The sequence below is a fragment of the Natronohydrobacter thiooxidans genome (assembly GCF_001884735.1).
Taxonomy (GTDB): domain Bacteria; phylum Pseudomonadota; class Alphaproteobacteria; order Rhodobacterales; family Rhodobacteraceae; genus Roseinatronobacter; species Roseinatronobacter thiooxidans_A.
In genome coordinates, this window is sequence record NZ_MJAP01000002.1 from 278,320 (window position 1) to 301,016 (window position 22,697).

The following is a 22,697-nucleotide window of genomic DNA, read 5'->3' on the forward strand; positions in this document are numbered from 1 at the left end:
ACCGCGCGGGGTCAGGCATGGCATATGCGGTCGAGCTACTGGCCCGGCGCAGCCGCGCCGCCCCACGCCGCGCCCCGAAACCGGTGAATGTGCATGCAAAAAACCCTGACAGCCCTGTTGCCAAAGCCCGTTCTCCCCGCTGTGCCGATTGCGGCGCTGTTCTTCATCGCCTCGCTGACCCCCAGCCTCGTGCCGCGCGAGACGCTGGTGCAGGCGCTGCTCAGTGGCGTCTCGCTTCTGGCAGGCTATGCGGTGGGGCTGGCGATCTCCTTCCTGTGGCACAGGCTTGAGCTGCCGGTGGCGCGCGCGAAGTGGCAGATGCGCCTGCGCCTGCTGACCGGGCTCTTATGCCTGCTTGCGGCAGGTATCGCGCTCTGGCTGGCGTCGGACTGGCAGAACGGATTGCGCGCGCTTCTCGCCATGCCCCCGGTCGAGACCGCGCGCCCCTTCTCCATCGCCCTGGGCGCCCTCGCTGTGTTCCTCCTCGTCCTGTGGGTCCTGCGGCTCGCGGGCCTGTTCATGCAACGGCTCGCCGCCGGGATCGCGCGGGTGCTGCCCGGCCCGCAGGCGGCGCTGATCTCGATCCTGCTCACAGCGATCCTGTTCTGGAATATCGGCAATGGCGTGATCATCCGCAACACGCTGGGCTTTTTCGATCGCGTCTATGCCGGGCTCGATGAGCTCTTCGACGAGGCAAGCCCCCGCCCGCAGGATCCGCTCAAGACCGGGGCGGAAGGATCGCTGATCGAATGGGAAAGTCTGGGTCGCATGGGCCGCGCCATGATCGCCGCTGCCCCGGATCAGGCCCGCATCACGGCGCTGACCGGGGCAGAGGCGATGGAGCCCCTGCGCGTCTATGTCGGTCTGAACTCAGCCCCCGATCCGGCAGAGCGCGCGCAACTGGCGCTGGCGGAACTCCGGCGCATCGACGCCTTTTCGCGCAGCACGCTGGTGATCGCGACCCCCACCGGCACCGGCCGGGTGGACCCGGCGGGCCAGCAGGCGCTGGAATATCTGCTGGGCGGCGATGTGGCCACGGTCTCGGTGCAATATTCCTATGTTGCAAGCTGGATCGCGCTGCTGACCGATTCCGAATATGGCATGGAGACCGCGCGCGAGGTCTTCTCGGCGGTCTATGATCACTGGCGCAGCCTGCCACGCGCCGAACGTCCCGCGCTCTATCTCAACGGGCTGAGCCTCGGCGCGCTCAATTCCGACCTGAGCCATGACCTGCATCAGGTTGTGAGCGATCCTTTCAACGGGGCGCTATGGGTCGGCCCGCCCTTCAGCAGCCCCACATGGCAGGAAGTGACGCGCAACCGCAACCGTGGCAGCCCCGCATGGCTGCCGGATTACCGCGATGGCAGTGCGGTGCGCTTCATGAACCAGACGGGTCTGACATCGCGGGTCTCGGCGCGCTGGGGCGGGTTTCGCATCCTCTATCTGCAGCATGCAAGCGATGCGGTGGTGTTCTTCGATCCGCGCGCCACATGGCGCCGCCCGCCCTGGATGAGCGCGCCGCGCGGCCCGGATGTCTCGCCCGAGTTTCGCTGGCTGCCGGTGGTCACGGTGCTGCAACTGGCGGTCGATACGATGACAGCGGTCAAGCCGCCTGCGGGTTTCGGGCATACCTATGATTTCGCCACCTATGCCCGCGCATGGGCCATGCTGCTGGACTTGCCGGACTGGCCGCAAGAGCGCATCGACGCGCTGGTCGAGGCGCGGGGGCGGTAGGGGGAGGGTGTGGCCTGTGGTGGGCGCGCGCGAAGCGGGCGGGGGGCTGGTGGTTTGTGCGCGAGGCGAGGGGTCGTGAAGTGGTTTTCGTCCGGCGGAAGATGAGCGATTGTATTTTGACAAACCAGTACCTGCACGGCAGACTCGATCTTTTATACTCGGGGATTCATGACATGGCTAAGTGCCCGAAGTGCGAAAAGGTCATCACTTATGTTCGTTTCAAAGGGGTTGAGAGCAGGCAGAGCTTCGGGAACATCAAGCTCAACTCAATCGCGCACTGCTGCCCTCTTTGCGACACTGTTCTGTCTGTCGAGGTTGATCCGATTGCGGTAAGGACTGACACGGTGAACGCGATACTGAAAGCCCTTGGCCGAGGGGCGTGATACAGGTTACTGCGTTCGGGTTTCAACGTTTGTCATGGTATCGGAAAACTCCGCGAATTGCGGTGTTGTTGCACCTTATTTGTGGTCTGACGGCTTCTTATCGCCCGGCTTCTGCTTCACGCTGCTTTCGCAGCGTCGCGTTGAATGCGGTTTCGTCGTTGTTCACGCGCGAGTTCACGGGGGGCTTCCTTGGACTTTCCGAGTGATGAAGTGTCTTTTTCCGTCATCGACTCACTGCAGTCTAAAGTTGACTAAGCAGCATCGCGTGAATAGATGAATTAGCCAGAGGCGGACAAGGTTGGACCCGTTGTTGCCTCTGGCTAATCACTCCCTTGTGGAAGGGGAGTTCTGCATGACCCCTTGTGGAAGGGGGTCAGGGAGCGGACGAGGGGAGTCGAACCCCCTAGGGGATGGATGGGAAACCCGCCCTAGCGCCTGCCGCCCGCAATCAATGACGCCCCGCCTTGTGCGGGGCGTTCTTCAAAATGGGATATCCGTTTCTTCCTCTACCGCTTGCACCTTGACTTCGCTTAGGCCCGCTTGGCTATGCTCACTTGAAACCGGGGTCAGCAACCCCGCCTGAGGCTGGGTAGTGGTGTAGATGCCCTTTCGACCCTCAACGCTCCACACCGTAGTCATGCGATACAGCTTATTCTGCAAAAACCTGCGCTTTTGCTTGACCTGAAATTTTCGGTAAAGGCCCACCAGTATCTGATCCAAAGAGGCCTCTCCACCATACGCATTGATGACCGTGACGAGTTGGTCGTCAAGCTCATCACCTTTTGTGATGGCAAGTTCCTCAAGAAGATCAGGCGGGAGGTCGTGTATGTTTCCAAGGTCTGGAGGAAGGGCGCTGGTTAACCCATAGAGCTTAACCAACTCTTGGCTTGCACCCTCAAGCTGCGCAGCGAAAGTCGTAAACTTCTCCCTCCATTGAGCCGAGGAAGTGTTCGCTTGCTCGCGAAAAAACGCAGCTACCCTGTTGACGGAATCGACATGTTCCGGCATAGTCATCTCCATATCTAGCGGGGGTCATTGGATTGCAGTCCTACCCCAGAGGGGGCCACACAGCATTGTGTGGCTCTTCTCATTTCATCAGCTAAACACAGAAGGACAGAGGCGGCAAGCGAAAACTGCTGCCGATTGCGCATTTCTCCGCTTTTCGCGCTCCTTTTGCTTTGCAAGCCGCTTGCCTTGTTCTTCGCTTGTCATTTGCTGCCGTTCAGATTGCATAATGCCCTATTGGATGGGGTGTTTGCCTTTGAGTGCTTTCGGTATTGCTCTAAATCGCTTACTGACATCAACGCGGTTCGCGCCGAAATCAATACTACTGGCGCTCGCAGGTTGGAGCGGGGCAAGGATCGCCGTCCGGGATCGGCAGTGCAGGTGCTTTGCGGATCGCCGCTCGCTCCGAGAGATTATGAAATCGGTTTTCGTATCATGAGGACATCCCGACCCGAGGATTCCGGGGCCGGGGCACATGAAGAACAGGCCCACGCGCCCTTCCCGATCAGCTTGCGCCACAGCCCGCTTTCACGCCCCCCTGACTTCATCTTGCCGAAAAATACTCTCGCCGAAGGCAACGGGCCGCAAGGCCCGTCCCCCCGTGGGCAGCGCTTGCGGCGCAGCCTGCCCAAGCTGGTGGAGGTGCATTCTGGTGCGCGGGTTGGGCCGGGTGCGGATCGCCGCACACCCCTAGATTATGAAATCGTTTTTCACATCATGAAAAAAGCCCGACCCGAGGAATCCGGGGCCGGGCTACATGAAGAACAGGCCCCAAGGTGATCCGGGGCCTGTGTTTTTTCTCTCAGCGGGCGGCGCGTCTGCGGGCGGGTTCCTCGAATTCGGACCCTGCCGAAAGACAAAACCCCCCCACCCCCCGCTCCAACCGCCCTTCGCGCAGCAGGGTGCCGAATCCGCGTAGCATGTCGTCGCGCGAGATTGTTTTTCCGTCATTGAAAGCAACGACATAGGTCATCAGCTCGATTCGCGAGAAGGTCGCCTGCCCCTTGATATGCGTGGCGAAGGCGGCGGCGGCTTCGATCTGTTCGTCGAGCAGCCAGGCGTCGACTTCCTTTGCGAAATCCCGAAAAGCCTGATGATCGGCCGATGATGACGCCGCATCGAAATTCATGTTCGCGACGTCAATGCCGATGGCGCCCGCTGACTGGACGCGGCGCGGTCGCACCGGGCCACGGCGCTCAAGCGCGTCGATGCGCTGTTCCGATACCAGCACCAGCGGCGCGCGCGCCGCTTCCGGCCGGACCGAACGTTCCTTGCTGATCGGGGCCGGACGGCGTGGTAAGGCTTTGGTCACAGCAGCACTCTGGCTGGGCGTCGCGCACGATTCGACCGGTTCCGCGATGACGGGACCGGTGTCAGCAGACGCGTCTTCAGCCACCTCAGGGGCCGACTCAGGCGCGGATTTCACCAGATCCGCTGTGTCGGTCGCCGTCATGTCGCGGCGTTGCGCGGTTTCCTTCGCGCGCGCAATCGCGGGTTCCAGCAGTTCGGGCGTGTCCATATCGCCTTTGTAGCGTTCCACCTCGCGCTCATGGACAAGCTCACGGCGGCGCGGACCGCTGGCTTCTTCTTCCGCGCGGGCGGCATCCACAGCAACGCGCATGTGCTCGAATGTGTCGCGGCGGCGCAGCGCATCATGTTGACCAAGCTCGGCATGGGCGGTTTCCATGAGCCGGTTCGCCGTGTCATCCGTGTCATCGGCCAGCGCACCGAAGACCATCTTGGCTTTCGAGCCGCGCTGCTTTTGTGCCGTCCGCTCGATCTCGGCCAGCTCACCGATCAGTTCCGCTTCGTCCTCTGCGCGCAGACCTGTATTGCCGAGAATGCCCTGGATTTGCGACCGCAGCGCCGCAGTGCTGGCGGCATCTGCCGTCTCGTCAGTCGCGTCGCCCTGTGCAACCGGCGCAGCATGTTCTGTCTCTGTATCCGACTCAAGTGCGGTCTCTTCATCAAGCTCCGATTCGGACTCCGGGGCAGGCGATAGCGATTCGTCGAGAAAATCATCGCCATGCACGGCTTCCTCGTAAGGGGCCAGATCGGGCTCTGCTTCGAGGGCCGTGGTGTTGGCTGTCTCGTCGGTCAGATAATCGTCATCATCATCTTCTTCATCGGCATCGACCTTGGCGAAATGCGCAGCAAGGCTCGAATCCTCGCTCTCTTCATCATAGAGTTCCGTTTCCTCGGCGGCATCGTCTTCGAAGTCCCAGACCTGGGCCTCTGGCTGCGGGTGAGCGTGCGCAGCTTTAACGGTCGCAGTTTCCGCCACGTCCTCGGGCAATTCATCGAGGCCAAGTGGGGCATCTTCGTGATGCGAATCATCGGCGATGGCGCTGTCATCTTCGCTGCCCTCTGCCGCATCCGGACTGGTCGAAAGCGTTTCCGCGACGAGATCAGTTTCGGAAAGCTCCGGATCGGTCAGATCTGTGACGGGTGCCTGCGTATCGAGCGCGGTTTCCGTCAGCGATTCGGCGTCGGCTTCGACAGGCTCAGGCTCTGCGGTTGCAGCTTCAGCCACCACGGCTTCAGCGAGCGGAGCGACTGCCGATCTGGCAACAGCCTCGCGGATTCGTGCCAGTTTGTCGCCAAGTTCCTGCGCCGCAGGCGAGGAAGGCGCGACTGCGCTGATCTGGGGCGCTGCGGCATCTGTGTCCGTGGCTTGCGGTGTTTCGGCGGTGTCCGCAACCGGGGTGTCAGCCTCTGCGGCTTCCGGTTCCTGCGGCGCCATCCCGATTTCTGGTGCCGTGTCGACATCACCAGCGGGTTCGGCCGCGACAGGCGTTTCCGTTACGGGCGTTTCCATCTCGGGCACTGCCGGGGCGTTGCCTTGGTCTGTGTCTTCTGCGGCTTCGGTCGTGACGGCGGCGGTTTGGCCAGCGGAAATCGCGGCGGGCGCCGTGACTGCCGTTGCAGGTACTGCAGCGGCGGGCATGACCTCGGCGGCCTGTCGCAGCAGGATTCCATTCTCCTGAACGCGCGCTTCGACACGGCGCTGGATCTCGCGCTCGGCGATCCGATGCAGCATTTCCGCGTCCGGCGTCGGGGGTTCGGCGCCGAAATAGCGATCCTCGGAGGCGAGGTCGCGGAAATACTCGGCAATGGCTTTCATTGTGCCGAAAGGCTCGTCGAACCCTTCCAGCGTGCACGAAAACGTGCCGTAGGATACTGTAAGTATCTTGTTGGGACCAACCATACTGTGCTCGCTTTCCTAACTTATACCCGGCAACACTCTCAGAGCAGATGAGCGATTACATGTTCAGACTTAGGTTTTTTAATGATCTGAATGTGGCCAAAACTGTGGCGATTCGCCTGAATCATGAGTCTATAGCGATGAATTTGTCTGTCGATACTCTCAATGGTGTGACCCTAGTCGGGGGTGGGCGCTATGCAAAAGCCGATCTGGAGCGGGCGCTTTTGCTGGCCCCCGTGCTGGTGGCCGCCGATGGCGGGGCCAACGGGCTGTGCGCCGCTGGCAGGGTGCCGGAGCGTGTTATCGGTGATCTGGACTCGCTTGATCCCGCCTTGCGCGACCGGCTGGGGGCGCGTGTCCTGCATGTTCCCGATCAGGACAGCACGGATTTCGATAAATGCCTGAGCCGGATTTCGGCCCCGGTCATCATTGGTCTGGGCTTCGACGGGGCGCGGCTGGATCATACTCTGGCGGCGATGACATCGCTGGTCTGGCACGGGCGGGCGCGGGTCGTGCTGCTTTGCGCCGAAGATATCTGCTTTCTCGCCCCGCCACGGATCAGCCTTGATCTGGACCCCGGCGCGCGTGTCTCGCTCTTTCCCATGGCGGCGGTCACGGGCCGCTCTGCGGGGTTGCACTGGCCGATAGAGGGCCTGCATTTTTCTCCGGCAGAGACGATCGGCACATCAAACCATGCGGATCAGGCGCGGGTGGATCTGGAGTTTGACAGGCCCGGTATGCTGGTGCTGCTGGAGCGCGACTGTCTGGAACAGATCGTCCGGCGACTGCCCGAGGGGCCGGACTGGCTGTGAGGCTATAGCAGCGCGCCCAGCCCGACACCCAGCGCAACAAGCGCCGCACCAATCATGGCGCCGGTGACAGGGCCGATCAGGCGCGGGGGCGTTGCAGATTTGCCGCCCTGTGCCTGTGCGATCAGCGCCTCTTCGGCAAGGCGCGGCAGATGTGGTCCGAACCGGGTCAGGATGCGCAGGGTCTGGGCCAGATCGCGCGCGAGTGCTTTGGGGCCGATACTGTCGCGGATGTAATCCCCGACCACAGGGCGCGCGGTCTGCCACATGTTGATTTCGGGATGAAGCGAGCGCGCGACCCCTTCGACCACGACCATGGTGCGTTGCAGCAGGATCAGTTCGGTGCGGGTTTCCATGCCGAAGCGCTCGGTGACTTCGAACAGATAGGCCAGCAGGCGGGCCATCGAGATATGGCGCGCATCCATGCCGAAAATGGGCTCTCCCACGGCGCTCAGCGCGCGGGCGAATTCGTCGATATCGCGATCCGCCGGGACATAGCCCATCTCGAAATGGACTTCCGCCACGCGGCGGTAATCCTTCTGGATGAACCCATAGAGGATTTCGGCATAGGCGCGGCGGGTCAGCATGTCGATGCGCCCCATGATGCCGAAATCGAAGGCGATGATCTCGCCGGTCGGCGTGACCTTCATATTGCCCTGATGCATGTCGCCGTGAAACAGCCCGTCGCGCAGCGCATGGCTGAGAAACAGGGTCAGGACGCGGGTGCCCAGTTCCGCGCGGTCCAGGCCCAGCCGGTCGAGCGCGGCATTGTCGCCCAGTGACACACCCTCGGCCCAATCGAGCGTCATTACCCGGCGCGACGAGAGGTTCCAATGCGGAAGGGGTACGCGGAATCCGGTATCATCGGTCGTGTTCTTGGCAAACTCGGCGGCAGAGGCGGCTTCTAGGCGCAGGTCCAGTTCGGCTTCGACCACGGATTCGAAATGCGCGATCACGTCCAGCGGGCGCAGGCGGCGGGTTTTGGGCAGAAGAATCGCGATCATCCGCGCGGCGAAATAGAAGGCGGAGATATCGGTGCGAAAGGCGCGTTCGACACCGGGGCGCAGCACCTTGATCGCCACCCGCGCGCCGGTATCGGCCAGACAGGCCGAATGGACCTGCGCGATCGAGGCGGCGGCGACCGGCTCGGAGATATCGCGGAACAGTTCCGCTACCGGGCGTTCGAGTTCCTCGGCGATGACGTCGAGGGCGACGGCGCGGGGGAAGGGGGGCAACTGGTCCTGCAGATAGCGCAGCTGATCGGCCAGTTCCTGCCCCACCACATCGGGGCGGGTCGCAAGGGTCTGGCCGAATTTGATATAGGCCGGGCCAAGGGCGGTCAGCGCGCGGGTCAGGGGTGGCAGGGCCGGATCGCCCCTCAACCCCAGCCATTTGAACGGCCAGCCCAGAATCCGCGCGGCGACGCGCAGGCGGGGCGGCACATTCATCTTTTCCAGCACCACGGCCATGGCGCCCGTGCGCTCGAATGTGGCGCCGGTGCGGATCAGCCGCCAGAGATTGAAGACGCCCGAGACCATCTCAGATCTTCCAGCCCGAATGCAAAGCCGCGATGCCCATCGACAGGTTGCGGTATTTGACCTGCTCGAACCCTGCCGCGCGGATCATTTCGGCGAAGCGGTCCTGATCGGGGAAGCGGCGGATCGATTCGACCAGATACTGATAGCTGTCGCGGTCGCCGGTCACGATCTGGCCCATCGCCGGAATCACATTGAAGGAATAGAGATCATAGGCTTTCTGCAGCAACTCATTCGGGATCTGGCTGAATTCCAGCACCATCAGGCGCCCGCCGGGACGCAGGACGCGGAACGCCTCTGACAGCGCCTCCTCGATCCGGGTCACGTTGCGGATGCCGAAGCTGATTGTGTAGACATCGAATGTATTGGCCGCGAAGGGCAGCGCCATCGCATCGCCCACAATCCAGTCAAGCTGATGGGCCATATTCGCGGCTTCGGCGCGTTGCTGCCCTGCGATCAGCATGGATTCGGTCAGGTCCAGAACCGTGGCCTGCGCGCTCTCGCCCGCGCGGCCAAGGAAGCGGAAGGCCACATCGCCGGTGCCGCCCGCCACATCCAGCAATTTCTGACCGGGGCGCGGGGCGAGCCAGTCCATCATCGCGTCTTTCCAGATGCGGTGAATACCCACGGACATCAGGTCATTCATCACATCGTATTTCGAGGCAACCGAGGTGAATACCCCCTGCACCAGACCGGCTTTCTGGTCTTCATCCACGGTCTGAAAGCCGAAATGGGTGGTTCTGTCTGTCCCGGTCATCGCGGCCATGCTCCACGTTCTGCCCCTTGCCGGGGCGCTTTGTGCTTCCTTATAGGGTGTTTGGGGGGCGATACAATGCGACCCCGTGACAGTCAGGACCGCGATCATGCCCGAATTGCCCGAAGTCGAAACCGTGCGGCGCGGTCTTGCCCCCGCGATGGAGGGGCAGGTGATCGCAAGGGCCGAGTTGCGCCGGGGCGATCTGCGCTGGCCGTTTCCGCCGGATATGGCGGCGCGGCTGACCGGGGCGCGCGTGTCGCAGTTGCGGCGGCGGTCGAAATACATCCTTGCCGATCTGGACCGGGGCGAGAGCCTGATCATTCATCTGGGCATGTCGGGGCGGATAGTGATTTCGGGGCTGAGCGCGCCGCATGTGCCGGGGCAGTTCCATTTTGACCATCCGGCGATTGAAAAACATGATCATGTGATCTTTCACATGGGGCAGGGCGCGCGCGTGACGTTCAACGATCCGCGCCGGTTCGGGGCGATGGATCTTTGCGCGACCGACCGGCTGGAGGCGCATCCGCTGCTGGCCAGTATCGGGCCGGAACCGCTGGGCAACGGCTTTCACGCGGGATATCTGGCCAGCCGTCTGGCAGGTCGAAAAACCCCGATCAAGGCGGCGCTGCTGGATCAGCGAATCGTTGCGGGTCTGGGCAATATCTATGTCTGCGAGGCGCTTTTCCGGGCAGGCATTCGCCCGGAGCGCCCGGCCGGACGGATCAGCGCCGCGCGGATTTCGACCCTGACCGATACGATCCGCGCGACTCTTCTGGAGGCGATCGAGGCAGGGGGGTCTTCGCTGCGCGACTACCGTCAAGCCAATGGCGAGCTTGGGTATTTCCAGCATTCCTTCCGCGTCTATGGACGCGAGGCCGCGCCCTGTGTGACGCCGGATTGCCGGGATACCGTGCGCCGTATCGTGCAATCCGGGCGCTCGACCTTCTACTGCCCGTCCTGCCAGAGATGACTTGAACCCATGCGCCAAGCTGTTATGCCAAGGGGCCTGACAGCCACAACCAAGGTGCCGCCACATGGCCTATGAAACGCTGATCGTCGATATCGAGAATCATGTCGCACTGATCCGCCTCAACCGCCCCGATGCCCTCAACGCGCTCAACAGCACCCTTCTGGGTGAGTTGGTCGAGGCCCTGAGCGCCGCCGACAAGAATGACAAGGTGCGCTGCATCGTCATCACCGGGTCTGACAAGGCTTTCGCCGCTGGCGCCGATATAAAGGAAATGTCCGAGAAGGGCTTTGTGGACATGTTCGAGCAGGACATGTTCGGACCCGAGACCGAGGCATTCCTGCGTATCCGCAAGCCGATCATTGCCGCTGTGGCAGGCTATGCGCTGGGCGGAGGCTGCGAGCTGGCGATGATGTGCGACTTCATCATCGCCGCCGATACGGCCAAGTTCGGCCAGCCCGAGATCAACCTTGGTGTCGTGGCGGGAATCGGGGGGACGCAGCGCCTGACGCGCTTTGTGGGCAAGTCAAAGGCGATGGACATGCATCTGACAGGCCGGTTCATGGATGCCGAGGAAGCCGAGCGCTCGGGGCTGGTCAGCCGGGTCGTGCCCGCCAAGAAACTGATGGAAGAGGCGATGGCCGCAGCGGCCAAGATCGCCGAGAAATCGCAGATCACGGTCAAGGTGGTCAAGGAAGCCGTCAATCGCAGCTATGAGACCACGCTGCGCGAAGGGTTGCTCTTCGAGCGGCGGGTATTCCACAGCCTGTTCGGCACTGACGATCAGAAAGAGGGCATGTCGGCCTTTCTGGAAAAGCGCCAGCCGCAATTCCGCGACAGCTGATCTGCGATTCGCGCTTTTCTTTCGCCTGTATCTGGCGTATGTGCAGCGCCACATGCGCGTGGGCCCGCTAAAGGCATGAGTCGGAACTGGTCGGTCAGACCAGTCGCGGGGCCGTTGTGCGACAGTTTTGAAACGGAACCGAAAGACGAGAACCCATGGCAAATACGCCCCAGTCGAAGAAACGCGCGCGTCAGATCGAGCGCCGCACCGAAGTCAACAAAGCACGCCGCTCGCGTATCCGCACCTTCCTGCGCAAGGTCGAGGAAGCGCTCGCATCGGGCAATGCAGATGACGCAAAGGAAGCCCTGCGTCAGGCGCAGCCGGAACTGGCGCGCGGTGTGACCAAGGGTGTGCTGCACAAGAACACTGTTGCCCGGAAGATGTCGCGCCTCTCGTCGCGCGTCAAGGCATTGAGCGCGCAGTAATTTTTCGCATGATATGCGGAATAAAGGGTGCCTTCGGGCACCTTTTTTCATGCCTGCTCAAGATGCAGATTTGCCGCATCGATCCGATTCTTTGTCACCGGAGTGACAGTCAAGTCTGTTGTTCGGTTGCGGTTATTCTGTGTCGGTTGGTAATGTCACTCAGCGACTCGGGAAGGCCTTGGGGGGACTGAACAGTGGCTATCTGGTCCATGCGGCCAGATATCGTCGTCTGCGATACGACAATGTGATCTTGGGTGCTGGGTGCGGTGAAGAGCGTCGGGGCATGACACTACTGTAAGAACATTCTGATCCCTGTTGCGGGCGATCAGCCATGTCTTGGACAAGTATGTCTGCAGGCGCCGTTGTCCGATTCGGCGCTGCCAAAAAACGTTTCGATGCGCTTTGCGTGGAACGAAGAAAACAGGCTGGGGTGCGAAGTGACAGATAGCTGGGCAGGGATATCGAATGAATTGCGGCGGGAAGTCGGGGAGAGCAATCACAAGAGCTGGATAGAACCACTTGAATGCCTTGCGATCAAGGAAGGGGTTGCGCATTTCCGGGCGCCGTCGCGTTTTGTGGGTGATTGGGTCAAGCGCAACTATCACGATCAGATCCTGACCCTGATCCGCAATTCCGGCACCGATGTCACACGGCTTGATTTCGTGGTCAGCGGCGCAGTTGCCGCGCGGCCAAAGGCCGAGGCCGCGCGCGCGCCCGTATCCGGCGATGACGTGCTGCAAGGCACCGTCCTGGACCCCAAGCTGAATTTCGACAATTTCGTTGTCGGCAAGCCGAATGAACTGGCCCATGCTGCCGCGCGACGTGTCGCCGAAGGCGGGGCGGTGACCTTCAATCCGCTTTTCCTCTATGGTGGCGTGGGCTTGGGCAAGACCCATCTGATGCAGGCGATTGCCTGGGAACTGACCGAGAAGCGCCCCGATCTGCAGGTGCTGTATCTGTCCGCAGAGAAATTCATGTATCGCTTCGTGCAGGCGCTGCGGGACCGCGAGATCATGGATTTCAAGAATATCTTCCGCTCGGTGGATGTCCTGATGGTCGATGATGTGCAGTTCATCGCAGGCAAGGACAGCACGCAGGAAGAATTCTTCCACACCTTCAACGCGCTGGTGGATCAGAACAAGCAGATCGTGATCTCTGCCGATCGCGCGCCCGGTGAGATCAAGGATCTGGAAGCACGGATCTCGTCGCGGATGCAATGCGGTCTGGTCGTGGACCTGCACCCGACGAATTACGAATTGCGCCTGGGCATCCTGCAGCGCAAGGCCGCGCATTTTGCCCAATCCTATGGCAGCGTGACCATCAGCGACGGGATCTTCGAGTTTCTGGCGCATCGCATCAGCAACAATGTGCGCGTGCTTGAGGGGGCGCTGCAGCGTCTTTTCGCGTTTTCCAGCCTGATCGGGCAGGAAATCACCATGGATATGGTGCAGGATTGCCTGTCCGATATCCTGCGCACCTCGGAGCGGCGGGTGACGGTCGAGGAGATCCAGCGCAAGGTGGCGGAGCATTTCAATATTCGCCTATCCGACATGCTGGGGCCGAAGCGCACCCGCACCATCGCGCGCCCGCGCCAGATCGCGATGTATCTGTCGAAGGAACTGACCTCGCGGTCGCTGCCGGAAATCGGGCGTCGGTTTGGCGGGCGCGACCACACCACGATCCTGCATGGCGTGCGCAAGGTCGAGGAAATGCGCGCGGCGGACAGCCAGCTGAACGAAGATATCGAACTGCTGCGCAGGCTTCTGGAAAACTGATGCTGCACGCGACATTGTGAGATTCCCTCTTGTCGCCAGTGCAAAATTGACTAGGCTCGCGGTCCCCGATGGGGCCGTAGCGGCCTGTCAGACAATAGGACTTATGACATGAAGATCAGCATTGAACGGGCCGTTTTGCTCAAGGCCGTGTCACAGGCTCAATCTGTTGTCGAGCGTCGCAACACGATCCCGATCCTTGCGAATGTCCTGATCGAGGCTGATGAGGGCAATGTCCGGCTGCGCGCGACCGATCTGGATATCGAGGTGGTGGATCGCGCGCCCGCGATGGTGGAAAACGCTGGCGCCACGACAGTCTCTGCGGTGTTGCTGCATGAGATTATCCGCAAGCTGCCGGATGGCGCGCTGGTCGAACTGATCAATGACCCGCGCACCGGGCGGTTGCAGGTCTCTGCCGGGCGGTCGGTGTTTTCGCTGGCGACCTTGCCGAAAGAGGATTTCCCGGTGATGGCGTCGAGCGAGTACAGCGCCAATTTCTCGGCCCCGGCAAAGGTGCTGCGCCGCCTGTTCGACAAGGCGAAATTCGCGATTTCGACCGAAGAGACGCGCTATTATCTGAACGGCGTCTATATGCATGTGGCCGAGGGCGAGGGGGGGCGGGTTCTGCGCTGCGTTGCGACCGACGGGCACCGGCTGGCCCGGATTGATGCGGCCTTGCCTGAAGGGGCCGAGTCCATGGCCGGTGTGATCGTCCCGCGCAAGACGGTGGGCGAGTTGCGCAAGCTGCTGGAAGAGGATGACATGGAAATCGCGGTGTCCGTGTCGGAAACCAAGGTACGTTTTGCGACGCCGGATATCACCCTGACCTCGAAAGTGATTGACGGGACTTTCCCCGATTACACCCGCGTCATTCCCACCCAGAATGCCAAGCGGCTGGAAGTGGATGCCGCCGAATTTGCCAAGGCCGTGGACCGTGTGGCAACGGTCTCGTCGGAGCGCTCGCGCGCGGTGAAGCTTGCGCTGGAAGATGACAAGCTGGTGCTTTCCGTCAACGCGCCCGATTCCGGCGCGGCCGAGGAAGAACTGATCGTGGCCTATGGCGATGAGCGGCTGGAGATCGGCTTCAACGCGAAATACCTGCTGGAAATCGCCAGCCAGGTGGATCGCGAGAATGCGGTCTTCATGTTCAACTCTTCCGGTGATCCGACCCTGATGCGGGAAGGCAATGATACCAGCGCGGTTTATGTGGTGATGCCGATGCGGGTGTAATCCCCGGTCTATGCGTCGTTTCAGAGCCCCGCCCGCGCGCGGGGCTTTTTGTTGCTGGAAGTTTGGCGCGAAACTTTCTACCGCTTGTCCATGCCGGTTCATGTCGCCTCACTCCTGCTCTCGCATTTCCGCTCGCATCTGCGCATGCGGGCGCAGTTCGACGGGCGGCCTGTGGTGCTGTCGGGCCGCAATGGTGCGGGCAAGACCAATCTTCTGGAAGCGGTCTCGCTGCTCTCGCCCGGACGCGGGTTGCGCCGCGCGGCGCAGGATGAAATCGCCCGGCGCCCGCAAGCGCTGGGGTGGAAAATCCGCGCCGAAATGGCCATGCCGGACGGGCCGCGCCTGATCGAGACATGGGCCGAACCCGGACAAAGCCGCATGGTGCGGATTGACGAGAAACTCGCGCCGCAGACCGCGCTGGGCGAACTTGCCGCGATGCTGTGGCTGACGCCGGCGATGGACCGGCTCTGGCTGGAGGCCCCGGAAGGGCGCAGGCGGTTTCTGGACCGGATCGTTCTGAGTTTCCGTCCTGATCATGCGGGGCGCACCCTTGCCTATGAGAAAGCCATGCGCGAGCGCAACCGCCTGCTGCGCGAGGGGGTGACGGATTCGGGCTGGTACGCGGCGCTTGAGGCGCAGATGGCGCAGGCCGGGGCGCAACTGACGGCGAACCGGGCGCATGCGCTCGCGGCGCTGGCCGAGCATGGCGACCCGGACGGACCTTTTCCCGAGGCGGAGCTGACGCTGAATTGCGAGGCGCCCGCCGACCCCGATGATCTGGCGACGGCACTGGCCGAGGGGCGACGGCGCGACATGGCCGCCGGGCGCAGTCTGACCGGCCCGCACCGCGCCGATCTGGGGGCGATCTGGACGGCAAAAGGCATGCAGGCCGCGCAGTGTTCCACCGGCGAACAGAAGGCGATGCTGATTTCCATCCTGCTGGCCAATGCGCGCGCGCTGAGCCGGATGCGCGGCGCTCCGCCGATCCTGCTCTTGGATGAAGTGGCGGCGCATCTTGACGCGGCGCGGCGCGCGGCGCTTTATGACGCGATCTGCGGTCTTGGCGCGCAGGCTTTTCTGACCGGCACCGGGGCTGAACTGTTTTCCGAACTGGGGGCCCGTGCACAGCATTTCGACGTGACCGAGGTCGAGGGCCTCTCGCAACTGAAGGAGACAACACCATGAGCCTGCCATGCCAGCGCGTCAGTCTGATCACTCTGGGCGTTGCCGATCTGGACCGCGCGCGTCGCTTCTATGCGCAACTGGGCTGGAAGGTCGCCGGGGAAAGCGAAGGCGTTGCCTTCTATCAGATGCAGGGGCAGGTTCTGGGGCTGTTCGGACTGGCCGATCTGGCCAAGGATCAGGGCCGGGAGGGGGCTGCGCTTGGCACCGGTGCGATGACGCTGGCGCAGAATTTCGCGACGCGTGAGGATGTGGATGCGGCTTTTGCCAAGGCGCTGGCCGCCGGGGCCAAGGAACTGAAAGCCCCGGAGGCGGTGTTCTGGGGCGGCTATTCCGGCTATTACGCCGATTCTGATGGCCATGTCTGGGAACTGGCGCATAATCCGTTCTGGCCGCTTGCCGAAGATGGCAGCCTGACCTTGCCCGAGGCAACATGACAATCACATTTCTGGAACTGGCATTCTATGCCGGGGCTATCCTGATCCTGTTTCTGACCCCCGGTCCGGTCTGGGTGGCGCTGACCGCGCGGGCGATGTCGGGCGGGTTCGCTTCTGCGGCACCTCTGGCGGTCGGCGTGGCCATGGGCGATATGTTCTGGCCCTTGGCGGCGATATTCGGACTGACATGGATCCTGTCGATCTATGGCGATCTGCTGGGGGCGATGAAATGGATCGCTGTCGCGATGTTCGTGATCATGGGGCTGCAACTGATCCGCCATGCCGCGCGGGATCTGTCTGCCGACAGCCGCCTGACCCGCCCCGGTGCGGCGGCGGGTTTTGCGGCGGGGGTGACGGTCATTCTGGCCAATCCCAAGGCAATCCTGTTCTATATGGGGGTGCTGCCGGGCTTCTTCGATCTGACACGGCTGACATGGGCCGATATCATGGCGATCCTGCTGGTCTCTGCCTCGATCCCGATGCTGGGCAATCTGGGGCTGGCGCTGCTGATCGACAAAGCGCGCGCGCTGCTGAAATCGGGGCGTGCCATTGCGCGCACGAACCGGATCGCAGGCGGTTTGCTGATCGCCGTCGGCGGTGTGATTGCCGTGACGTGATCAGCGCCCGCGCAGAAGGGATTCCATCGCAATGGGTTGCGGGCTGCCTGCCAGCTTTGAGCGGTAGACCACCAGCGATTCCGCGACACGCATGATGTAATTGCGCGTCTCGGCGAAAGGCACGCTTTCGACCCAGGTGATGAAATCCACCGATGTGTCGCGCGGATCGCCAAGGCGCGGGATCCATTGGCGCGGCCGTCCCGGCCCGGCATTGTAGCCTGCTGCGACCAGCGCCAGCGAGGGGCCGAATTCCTCGCGCAGCTCTGCCAGATAGGCGGCACCAAGTCGCGCATTCAGCGCCGGATTGGTCGTCAGATCGGTGGCCTGAAACGGCAGGCCAAGCTTTTGCGCCATCATCTGGCCTGTGCCCGGCAGCACCTGCATCAGCCCGCGCGCATCCGCCGGGCTGACGACGATGGGATCGAACTCGCTTTCGCGCCGCGCGATGGCCTTGACCAGATCCATCGGCGCGGGCAATTCTGCCTGCGTCAGTTCGGTCAGCGGGAAATAGGCCCGCGGCAGCACGATTTCGGACTGCACCGCGATCTTGGCTACATTCAGCGCGAAATTCGGCTCATTCAGGGCCAGCATCAGATCTGCCAGCGCGCCGAGTTCGGCTTCGGTTTCCAGTTGGCGGGCGAGAAAGATCACGAAGCGGCGCGCTTCGTGCCATTGTCCGGCCTCGCGCAGCAACAAGGCCGCCTGCAAAAGATCAGAGTTTGCCAGCGAAGTTTCGCGCCAGTCCGGGTAATCCGGCCCGTCGATCAGTGCGGGATCGAGGGACTGGCCCAACTGGTCTGCCGCCAGCTGGCCGTAATAACCGCTCTGATGCTCGGCCCCGAATTCATAGGCTGCCTGTGCAGAGATCGCATCGCCCAACCGCTCATATGTGCGCCCTTCCCAGAAACCGGCGCGGCCCAGACTGATCGGGCTGGAACTGCGCACGCGCAGCGCGCGGAAATGATTGAGCGCTTTCTCGGGCTCATCCAGATATTCCAGCGCGATAAAGCCTGCCAGAAATTCCAGATCGACGAAGAAGAGACCATCCTCCAGCCCGTTGGGCGTGGCCAGATCATAGGCGCGCTGAAATTCGCCCTCGGACAGGGCATTGCGCACCAGAAAGACGCGACTGCGGCCCCAGGCTTCGGGATCGCCAAGCCCATCTGCATGGCGCGACTGGGCAAGGAGCAACTCGGCAGCACCTTCGGTATTGCCCGCGCGCATCCGGAACGCGAAGCGGTCATGCATCAGGCCCGGATGTGTCTGCAGGCCGGCAGGCACGGCGTCGATCAGCGCATTCACACCATTGGCACGTTCCTGCAGGGCGATGCGCGCGCGTGCGAGGCTGCGCTGGCCCTCGTCTATCCGGTCAAGATGGCGCAGCGCGGCGTTGCGCTCGCCGCGCCACAAGAGCATATCCACGCGCGCGACATGCTCTGCAGCCAGCGCGGTCTCGAATGCCCGCAACAGGCGCAACTCGCCTTCGGCGCTCAGCCCCTCTTCACGCCACAGGCGCTGGGCGATGGCCTCGGCCTCGGCGGATTGTCCGCTGTCGCGCAAGGCAAAGACCTGCGCAAGCAGCCCCTCTTCTGATATGGGGGCATGCTTGGCGAAGAACTGCAGAATCGCCTCGGGGGGCTGGTTGGCGATCAGCTTTTCCGCGTTGCGCTGGACCGGATTGATCAATGGCCAATGCGCATTGTGATCAAGGAACTGGATATAGTCGTTCAGCGTGCCATGACCGGCGCGCAGAGCCTGCCAGCGTACAAGGTCGGCGGCAACCGGCGGGATCGGGGTGACTTGCGCCAGCGCTTCGGTCAGATGCCCGGCCTGCGCGGCGACCATGGCGGTGCCCAGCAAGCCGGCGGCGCGGGGCGGGGGCGCGGTGCCCTGCGCGAAAGCGGGCTGACCAAGAAGCCAGGACAGCCCCAATATGGCAGCGCCCCGGAGCGTCGCCGAGAGAGGAGTATGGCGCATGACGGGCCTTCTTTTCACCTTGAAAATCATCCGGGATAGTTCTAACCGCCACGGGCGGGGCAGCAAGACACAATTCCGAAAGCAGCCCAAGGCCAGTGCTTAACGACATCAGGAGGCGCAGATGACATTCAAAGGATCCCTTCCGGCAATGGTCACGCCTCTGAAGGATGGCGCATTGGATCTTGATGCGCTGCATGATCTGGTCGAGTGGCAGATCACTGAGGGATCGCATGGTCTGGTCCCCGTGGGCACCACGGGCGAAAGTCCGACCCTGAGCCATGCCGAACATGAGCGGGTTATCGAAGAGGTGGTCAAGGCCGCCGCAGGGCGTGTGCCGGTCATCGCGGGGGCGGGGTCGAATAACACGGTCGAGGCGATGGGCTTCATGCGCCATGCCGAGCGCGTCGGCGCAGATGCGGCGCTGGTTGTCACCCCCTATTACAACAAGCCCACGCAGGCGGGGTTGATCGCGCATTTCACCGCGCTGCATGATTGCTGCGAGTTGCCGATCATCATCTATAACATCCCCGGTCGTTCGGTCGTGGACATGACGCCGGAAACCATGGGGCGGCTGGCGGAACTGCCGCGCATCATCGGTGTGAAGGATGCGACCGGCAAGTTGGAGCGCGTCAGCCTGCAACGCATGACCTGCGGGCCGGAGTTCATCCAGCTTTCGGGCGAGGACGCCACGGCGCCGGGGTTCAATGCGCAGGGTGGGGTGGGCTGTATCTCGGTCACGGCGAATGTTGCGCCGCGTCTTTGTGCCGAGTTTCAGGAAGCCAGCCTTGCCGGTGACGCGAAGCGCGCGCTGGAAATCCATGACAAGCTGATGCCGCTGCATGTCGCGATCTTTGCCGAGCCGGGGCTGGTCGGGGCGAAATATGGGCTGTCCCGTCTGGGCAGATGCCGCGAAGAGGTGCGCTTGCCGTTGCTGGGCTTGACCGAGGGCGCCAAGGCGCAGATGGATGCGGCCATGCGTCATGCCGGGCTGATCAATTAAGCCCGCTCAGGTCGAGATCCACCCAGACCATGCGGTGCGGTGTCGGCGGCGCTAGCGGATCGCCCATCAGCCGGGCCTCCGGGCTGCCCGGTTCCGGCCAGAAAACCCCGGAGGCGCGCAGGCGGAGCCTCGCGTCCGGCAGGATATAGCTGACGCGCAGGTTGCCCGGCCCGTTCTCTTGCGGCCAATGCACCGTGTCCCGTTCCGGCGGGCCGCGATGCGATAGATCCTGCTCTGTCATGGCCGCCCGCCTTGCGCCCGTGCTGGCGGGTGCAGGGTCTTGCAGGCGCGGGTGCGCCAGCAGATCGCGCATCGCGCTGTGCAGCCCGTCGCCATCGTAGGGATCGAGATTGCTGCCGCCGAGCAGGATAACAGGTGCCGTGGGCGGGGGCAGGGGCAGGCGATGGTCCAGATAGGCCAGCCAGAAGGCGGTTTCGTCATGGTTGCGATTGCGATTGAACTGGGCATCCGGGCCGAAAACCGGCGGGCCAGCCTGATAGATCAGCAGATGCAAGCGGCGCTCGGGGGAGAGCAGGAGCGGGATATCCCAATGCCCGGTGCTGGAGAGGCGCTGGATTTCAAGGCGTTCGGGGGGCATCTGTGGCAACAGCGCCCCCGGCAGGTCGCGCCACAGAAAGCTGGAGAAGTCGCGAACGGCATCCGGGTCAATCGGCAGGCGCGACAAGAGCGCGAGGGCGCGCGCGCCGCGATACGGCCCGTAGCCCTGCGCGTCATCGGCGGTTCCGCCATATGCGGACCAGACCGGTTGGCCGGTGACCTGCAGCCCCGCATTCGAGGGCAAGGCATAGAGGAACGGGAAATCCTACCCCTGCGTTGCGATCAGGTCTCTGAATGCCCCGAGGGTTGCCAGCCCGTGATCGTAGTCAATTCCCGACAGGACCAGCACATCCGGCGCGATATGCGCAATCACCTGTGCCTTGAGCAGCGGGGCTGCACTTTGCGCCTCGATGTCCCGCAACGCGTAGCCCGGTCCACGCCCGCTTAGATCGACCCGCCAGAAGGCCAGCCGCAGCACGGTCGCGTCATTCGCGGCGCTGGCCCCGGCAAAGGCGAGGCTCAGGATCAGGAATAGGCAGAGCGGACCGGCAAGGGCAGGGCATCTTCTGCTTCTGCAATGCGTCGCCGCTGGGCGCGCACCAGTTGCGCGATCCGATGCATGGCAACGCCGCGCATGATCAGATTGACCGGAATAAAGGCCCAGAGCGAGATCCCCCAAACAAGCGCCAGCGGCGTCTGCAAGGTCATCGGCTGAACCAGCAGCGTCGAAATATGCAGCAGCACCGGCAGGGAGAATGGCAGAATGATTCCTAACAAGATGTTAACCTGGGCATCACGTTCGAGGCGCTGGACGACATCAACCCCTTTGGTCGGGTCGAAATTGGGCAGATTGACCCAGACGTTGAAGGCCACTTCATTGCGGGGCCAATAGCCCAGCAGCATGGATCCCAGAACGAAGATCGCGCCCATGAGGGACAGGATATAAGCCAGCCCCGCCGCAGCAGTGACATTGGCGATATGCGCGTCCGGCAACCCCTGCGGGAGCGAGAAGACCAGCAGCCGAACCGGGCTGAACGGGAAATCCAGAACATTTCCGAGGGCAAAGGCGGCGGTGGTGACAAAGCTTGTGGTCTGCGGGTCAAGCAGAAGGTCACGCTGAAGCATGGTCACGGCCAGAACAACGGCCGCGAGAATGAGGAAACGCCAGCGATTATAGGGCCGTGCATCCCGGAATTCGACGAGTCCGGGATAGGAAGCCGAATACTCGGTGACAATCACGACCGCGGCCATCAATGCAAGCAAAGTGATGCCTTGTGCGACATCCTGCGAGATAGCGGGCAGAAGCAATGCAGGAAAAAGCACCAGAAGCGCAATACAAACGCCGCGCAATAGGCATTGTGCCACATGTGACATTGAAAAACCGTTGCCTCGCCTTCGCGCCGTTCTGCCGGACCAAGCTGATCGCGCTAATCTTGTGTCACCCTGCCACACCGGCAGCGCGTGCCTCATTCTTGACACAATGTTGCCCATTTCTTGCCACCCTCGCAATAGTCGAGAACAGGATCAGGCAGTGGTGAGGCGATTTCGAGAAGAAACTGTCGCGCCTTTGCATCAAATTGATGGAAAAAATGCGGCAACCCGAGGGGGTTGCCGCGCCGGTGGTTCAAATAAAGGCTCAGACCCAAGGGCGTGCTTGCGAAGCTGCGGCCTCGAAAGCATCAATTGAAGATACTTTTTCAAGCGTCAGCCCGATGTCATCAAGGCCGTTGAGCAGGCAATGCTTCTTGAACGGGTCGATCTGGAAGGAAAATTCCTGCCCGTCGGCGCTAGTTACGGTCTGCGACTCGAGATCGATCGCGATACGCGCATTCTCGCCTTTGCGCGCATCCTCCATCAGGATCTCGACCTGCGCCTCTGGCAGGACGATCGGCAGCATCCCGTTCTTGAAGCAGTTATTGTAAAAGATATCGGCGAAGCTGGTCGAGATGATCGCGCGGATCCCGAAATCCGCGAGCGCCCAGGGCGCATGTTCGCGCGACGAGCCACAGCCGAAATTATCGCCTGCTACCAGAATCTGGGCTTTGCGATAGGCAGGCTGATTGAGCACGAAATCCGGGATTTCATGGCCATTGTCGTCATAGCGCATCTCGTCGAACAGATTCTTGCCGAGACCAGAGCGCTGGATCGTCTTCAGGAACTGTTTCGGGATGATCATGTCCGTGTCGATATTCACAAGCGGCATGGGCGCTGCGACACCGGAAAGCGTGGTGAATTTGTCCATTGGGTTCTCCTGATCCGG

21 protein-coding genes are annotated in these 22,697 nt (G+C 62.3%); 12 read left to right on the forward strand and 9 right to left on the reverse strand.

Annotated features, from left to right (window positions below; translation table 11 throughout):
- Positions 1–93 precede the first annotated feature (93 nt).
- A complete protein-coding gene (locus BG457_RS02355; protein ID WP_175546710.1) occupies positions 94–1,734 on the forward strand; it encodes an alpha/beta hydrolase in 1,641 nt (546 codons plus the stop codon).
- Between the two features lie 863 nt (positions 1,735–2,597).
- On the opposite strand, the gene BG457_RS02365 is transcribed toward BG457_RS02355, so the two are convergent.
- Positions 2,598–3,125, reverse strand: a complete 528-nt coding sequence (locus BG457_RS02365) for a hypothetical protein (RefSeq protein WP_139257507.1) — start codon at positions 3,123–3,125, stop codon at positions 2,598–2,600.
- A 69-nt stretch (positions 3,126–3,194) separates the two neighbouring features.
- Between BG457_RS02365 and BG457_RS19785 the strand changes: the two genes are divergently transcribed.
- A complete protein-coding gene (locus tag BG457_RS19785; protein ID WP_139257508.1) occupies positions 3,195–3,902 on the forward strand; it encodes a hypothetical protein in 708 nt (235 codons plus the stop codon).
- Positions 3,903–3,924: 22 nt separating this feature from the next.
- Here BG457_RS19785 and BG457_RS02370 read toward each other — a convergent pair whose 3' ends face one another.
- Entirely contained in the window at positions 3,925–6,330 is a 2,406-nt protein-coding gene (locus BG457_RS02370) for a hypothetical protein (protein ID WP_139257509.1), read from the reverse strand.
- Positions 6,331–6,467: 137 nt separating this feature from the next.
- Here BG457_RS02370 and BG457_RS02375 point away from each other — a divergent pair, with 137 nt between their 5' ends.
- Complete coding sequence (locus BG457_RS02375) at positions 6,468–7,139, forward strand: thiamine diphosphokinase (protein ID WP_071795461.1); 672 nt, start codon at positions 6,468–6,470, stop codon at positions 7,137–7,139.
- Between the two features lie 2 nt (positions 7,140–7,141).
- Here the strand turns inward: BG457_RS02375 and ubiB are convergent, their stop codons facing one another.
- Together ubiB and ubiE are read right to left on the reverse strand one after the other, a co-directional pair.
- Positions 7,142–8,674 carry a 2-polyprenylphenol 6-hydroxylase gene (gene ubiB, locus BG457_RS02380; RefSeq protein ID WP_071795373.1) on the reverse strand — a complete coding sequence of 511 codons (1,533 nt, stop codon included), beginning with the start codon at positions 8,672–8,674 and terminating at the stop codon, positions 7,142–7,144.
- A 1-nt stretch (position 8,675) separates the two neighbouring features.
- Positions 8,676–9,428, reverse strand: a complete 753-nt coding sequence (gene ubiE, locus BG457_RS02385) for a bifunctional demethylmenaquinone methyltransferase/2-methoxy-6-polyprenyl-1,4-benzoquinol methylase UbiE (protein WP_071795374.1) — start codon at positions 9,426–9,428, stop codon at positions 8,676–8,678.
- Positions 9,429–9,534: 106 nt separating this feature from the next.
- Here ubiE and mutM point away from each other — a divergent pair, with 106 nt between their 5' ends.
- The 8 genes from mutM to BG457_RS02425 all read left to right on the forward strand — a co-directional run bounded on the left by mutM (position 9,535) and on the right by BG457_RS02425 (position 16,902).
- Positions 9,535–10,398 (forward strand): bifunctional DNA-formamidopyrimidine glycosylase/DNA-(apurinic or apyrimidinic site) lyase, encoded by an 864-nt coding sequence (gene mutM, locus BG457_RS02390; RefSeq protein WP_071795375.1) that lies wholly within the window; start codon positions 9,535–9,537, stop codon positions 10,396–10,398.
- A gap of 64 nt (positions 10,399–10,462) precedes the next feature.
- A complete protein-coding gene (locus tag BG457_RS02395; RefSeq protein ID WP_071795376.1) occupies positions 10,463–11,239 on the forward strand; it encodes an enoyl-CoA hydratase in 777 nt (258 codons plus the stop codon).
- A gap of 155 nt (positions 11,240–11,394) precedes the next feature.
- Entirely contained in the window at positions 11,395–11,664 is a 270-nt protein-coding gene (rpsT, locus tag BG457_RS02400) for a 30S ribosomal protein S20 (RefSeq protein WP_071795377.1), read from the forward strand.
- Positions 11,665–12,059: 395 nt separating this feature from the next.
- Positions 12,060–13,439 (forward strand): chromosomal replication initiator protein DnaA, encoded by a 1,380-nt coding sequence (gene dnaA / locus BG457_RS02405; RefSeq protein WP_071795462.1) that lies wholly within the window; start codon positions 12,060–12,062, stop codon positions 13,437–13,439.
- A 108-nt stretch (positions 13,440–13,547) separates the two neighbouring features.
- Positions 13,548–14,666, forward strand: coding sequence for a DNA polymerase III subunit beta (gene dnaN / locus BG457_RS02410; protein ID WP_071795378.1), 1,119 nt, complete (start codon positions 13,548–13,550; stop codon positions 14,664–14,666).
- A gap of 90 nt (positions 14,667–14,756) precedes the next feature.
- Positions 14,757–15,851 (forward strand): DNA replication/repair protein RecF, encoded by a 1,095-nt coding sequence (recF, locus tag BG457_RS02415; protein WP_071795379.1) that lies wholly within the window; start codon positions 14,757–14,759, stop codon positions 15,849–15,851.
- Positions 15,852–15,853: 2 nt separating this feature from the next.
- Complete coding sequence (locus BG457_RS02420; RefSeq protein ID WP_139257516.1) at positions 15,854–16,285, forward strand: VOC family protein; 432 nt, start codon at positions 15,854–15,856, stop codon at positions 16,283–16,285.
- The gene (locus BG457_RS02425; protein ID WP_071795381.1) at positions 16,282–16,902 is read left to right on the forward strand and encodes a LysE family translocator; all 621 of its coding nucleotides are present in this window, start codon (positions 16,282–16,284) and stop codon (positions 16,900–16,902) included. Before BG457_RS02420 ends, BG457_RS02425 begins: the two co-directional genes overlap by 4 nt.
- Here BG457_RS02425 and BG457_RS02430 read toward each other — a convergent pair whose 3' ends face one another.
- Positions 16,903–18,879: a lytic transglycosylase domain-containing protein gene (locus tag BG457_RS02430; protein WP_071795463.1), complete on the reverse strand. Its 1,977-nt coding sequence runs from the start codon at positions 18,877–18,879 to the stop codon at positions 16,903–16,905.
- A gap of 121 nt (positions 18,880–19,000) precedes the next feature.
- Between BG457_RS02430 and dapA the strand changes: the two genes are divergently transcribed.
- Positions 19,001–19,879: a 4-hydroxy-tetrahydrodipicolinate synthase gene (gene dapA, locus BG457_RS02435; RefSeq protein ID WP_071795382.1), complete on the forward strand. Its 879-nt coding sequence runs from the start codon at positions 19,001–19,003 to the stop codon at positions 19,877–19,879.
- Here dapA and BG457_RS02440 read toward each other — a convergent pair.
- The 4 genes from BG457_RS02440 to leuD all read right to left on the reverse strand — a co-directional run bounded on the left by BG457_RS02440 (position 19,872) and on the right by leuD (position 22,679).
- Positions 19,872–20,681 (reverse strand): endonuclease/exonuclease/phosphatase family protein, encoded by an 810-nt coding sequence (locus BG457_RS02440; RefSeq protein WP_084657421.1) that lies wholly within the window; start codon positions 20,679–20,681, stop codon positions 19,872–19,874. The two genes, dapA and BG457_RS02440, sit on opposite strands and share 8 nt — an antisense overlap.
- 21 nt (positions 20,682–20,702) lie before the next feature.
- Positions 20,703–20,915, reverse strand: a complete 213-nt coding sequence (locus BG457_RS19615; protein ID WP_084657423.1) for a hypothetical protein — start codon at positions 20,913–20,915, stop codon at positions 20,703–20,705.
- Positions 20,916–20,962: 47 nt separating this feature from the next.
- Positions 20,963–21,928, reverse strand: a complete 966-nt coding sequence (locus BG457_RS02445; RefSeq protein ID WP_139257510.1) for a hypothetical protein — start codon at positions 21,926–21,928, stop codon at positions 20,963–20,965.
- Positions 21,929–22,073: 145 nt separating this feature from the next.
- On the reverse strand, positions 22,074–22,679 hold the full coding sequence (gene leuD, locus BG457_RS02450; RefSeq protein ID WP_071795384.1) for a 3-isopropylmalate dehydratase small subunit: 606 nt from the start codon (positions 22,677–22,679) through the stop codon (positions 22,074–22,076).
- Positions 22,680–22,697 lie beyond the last annotated feature (18 nt).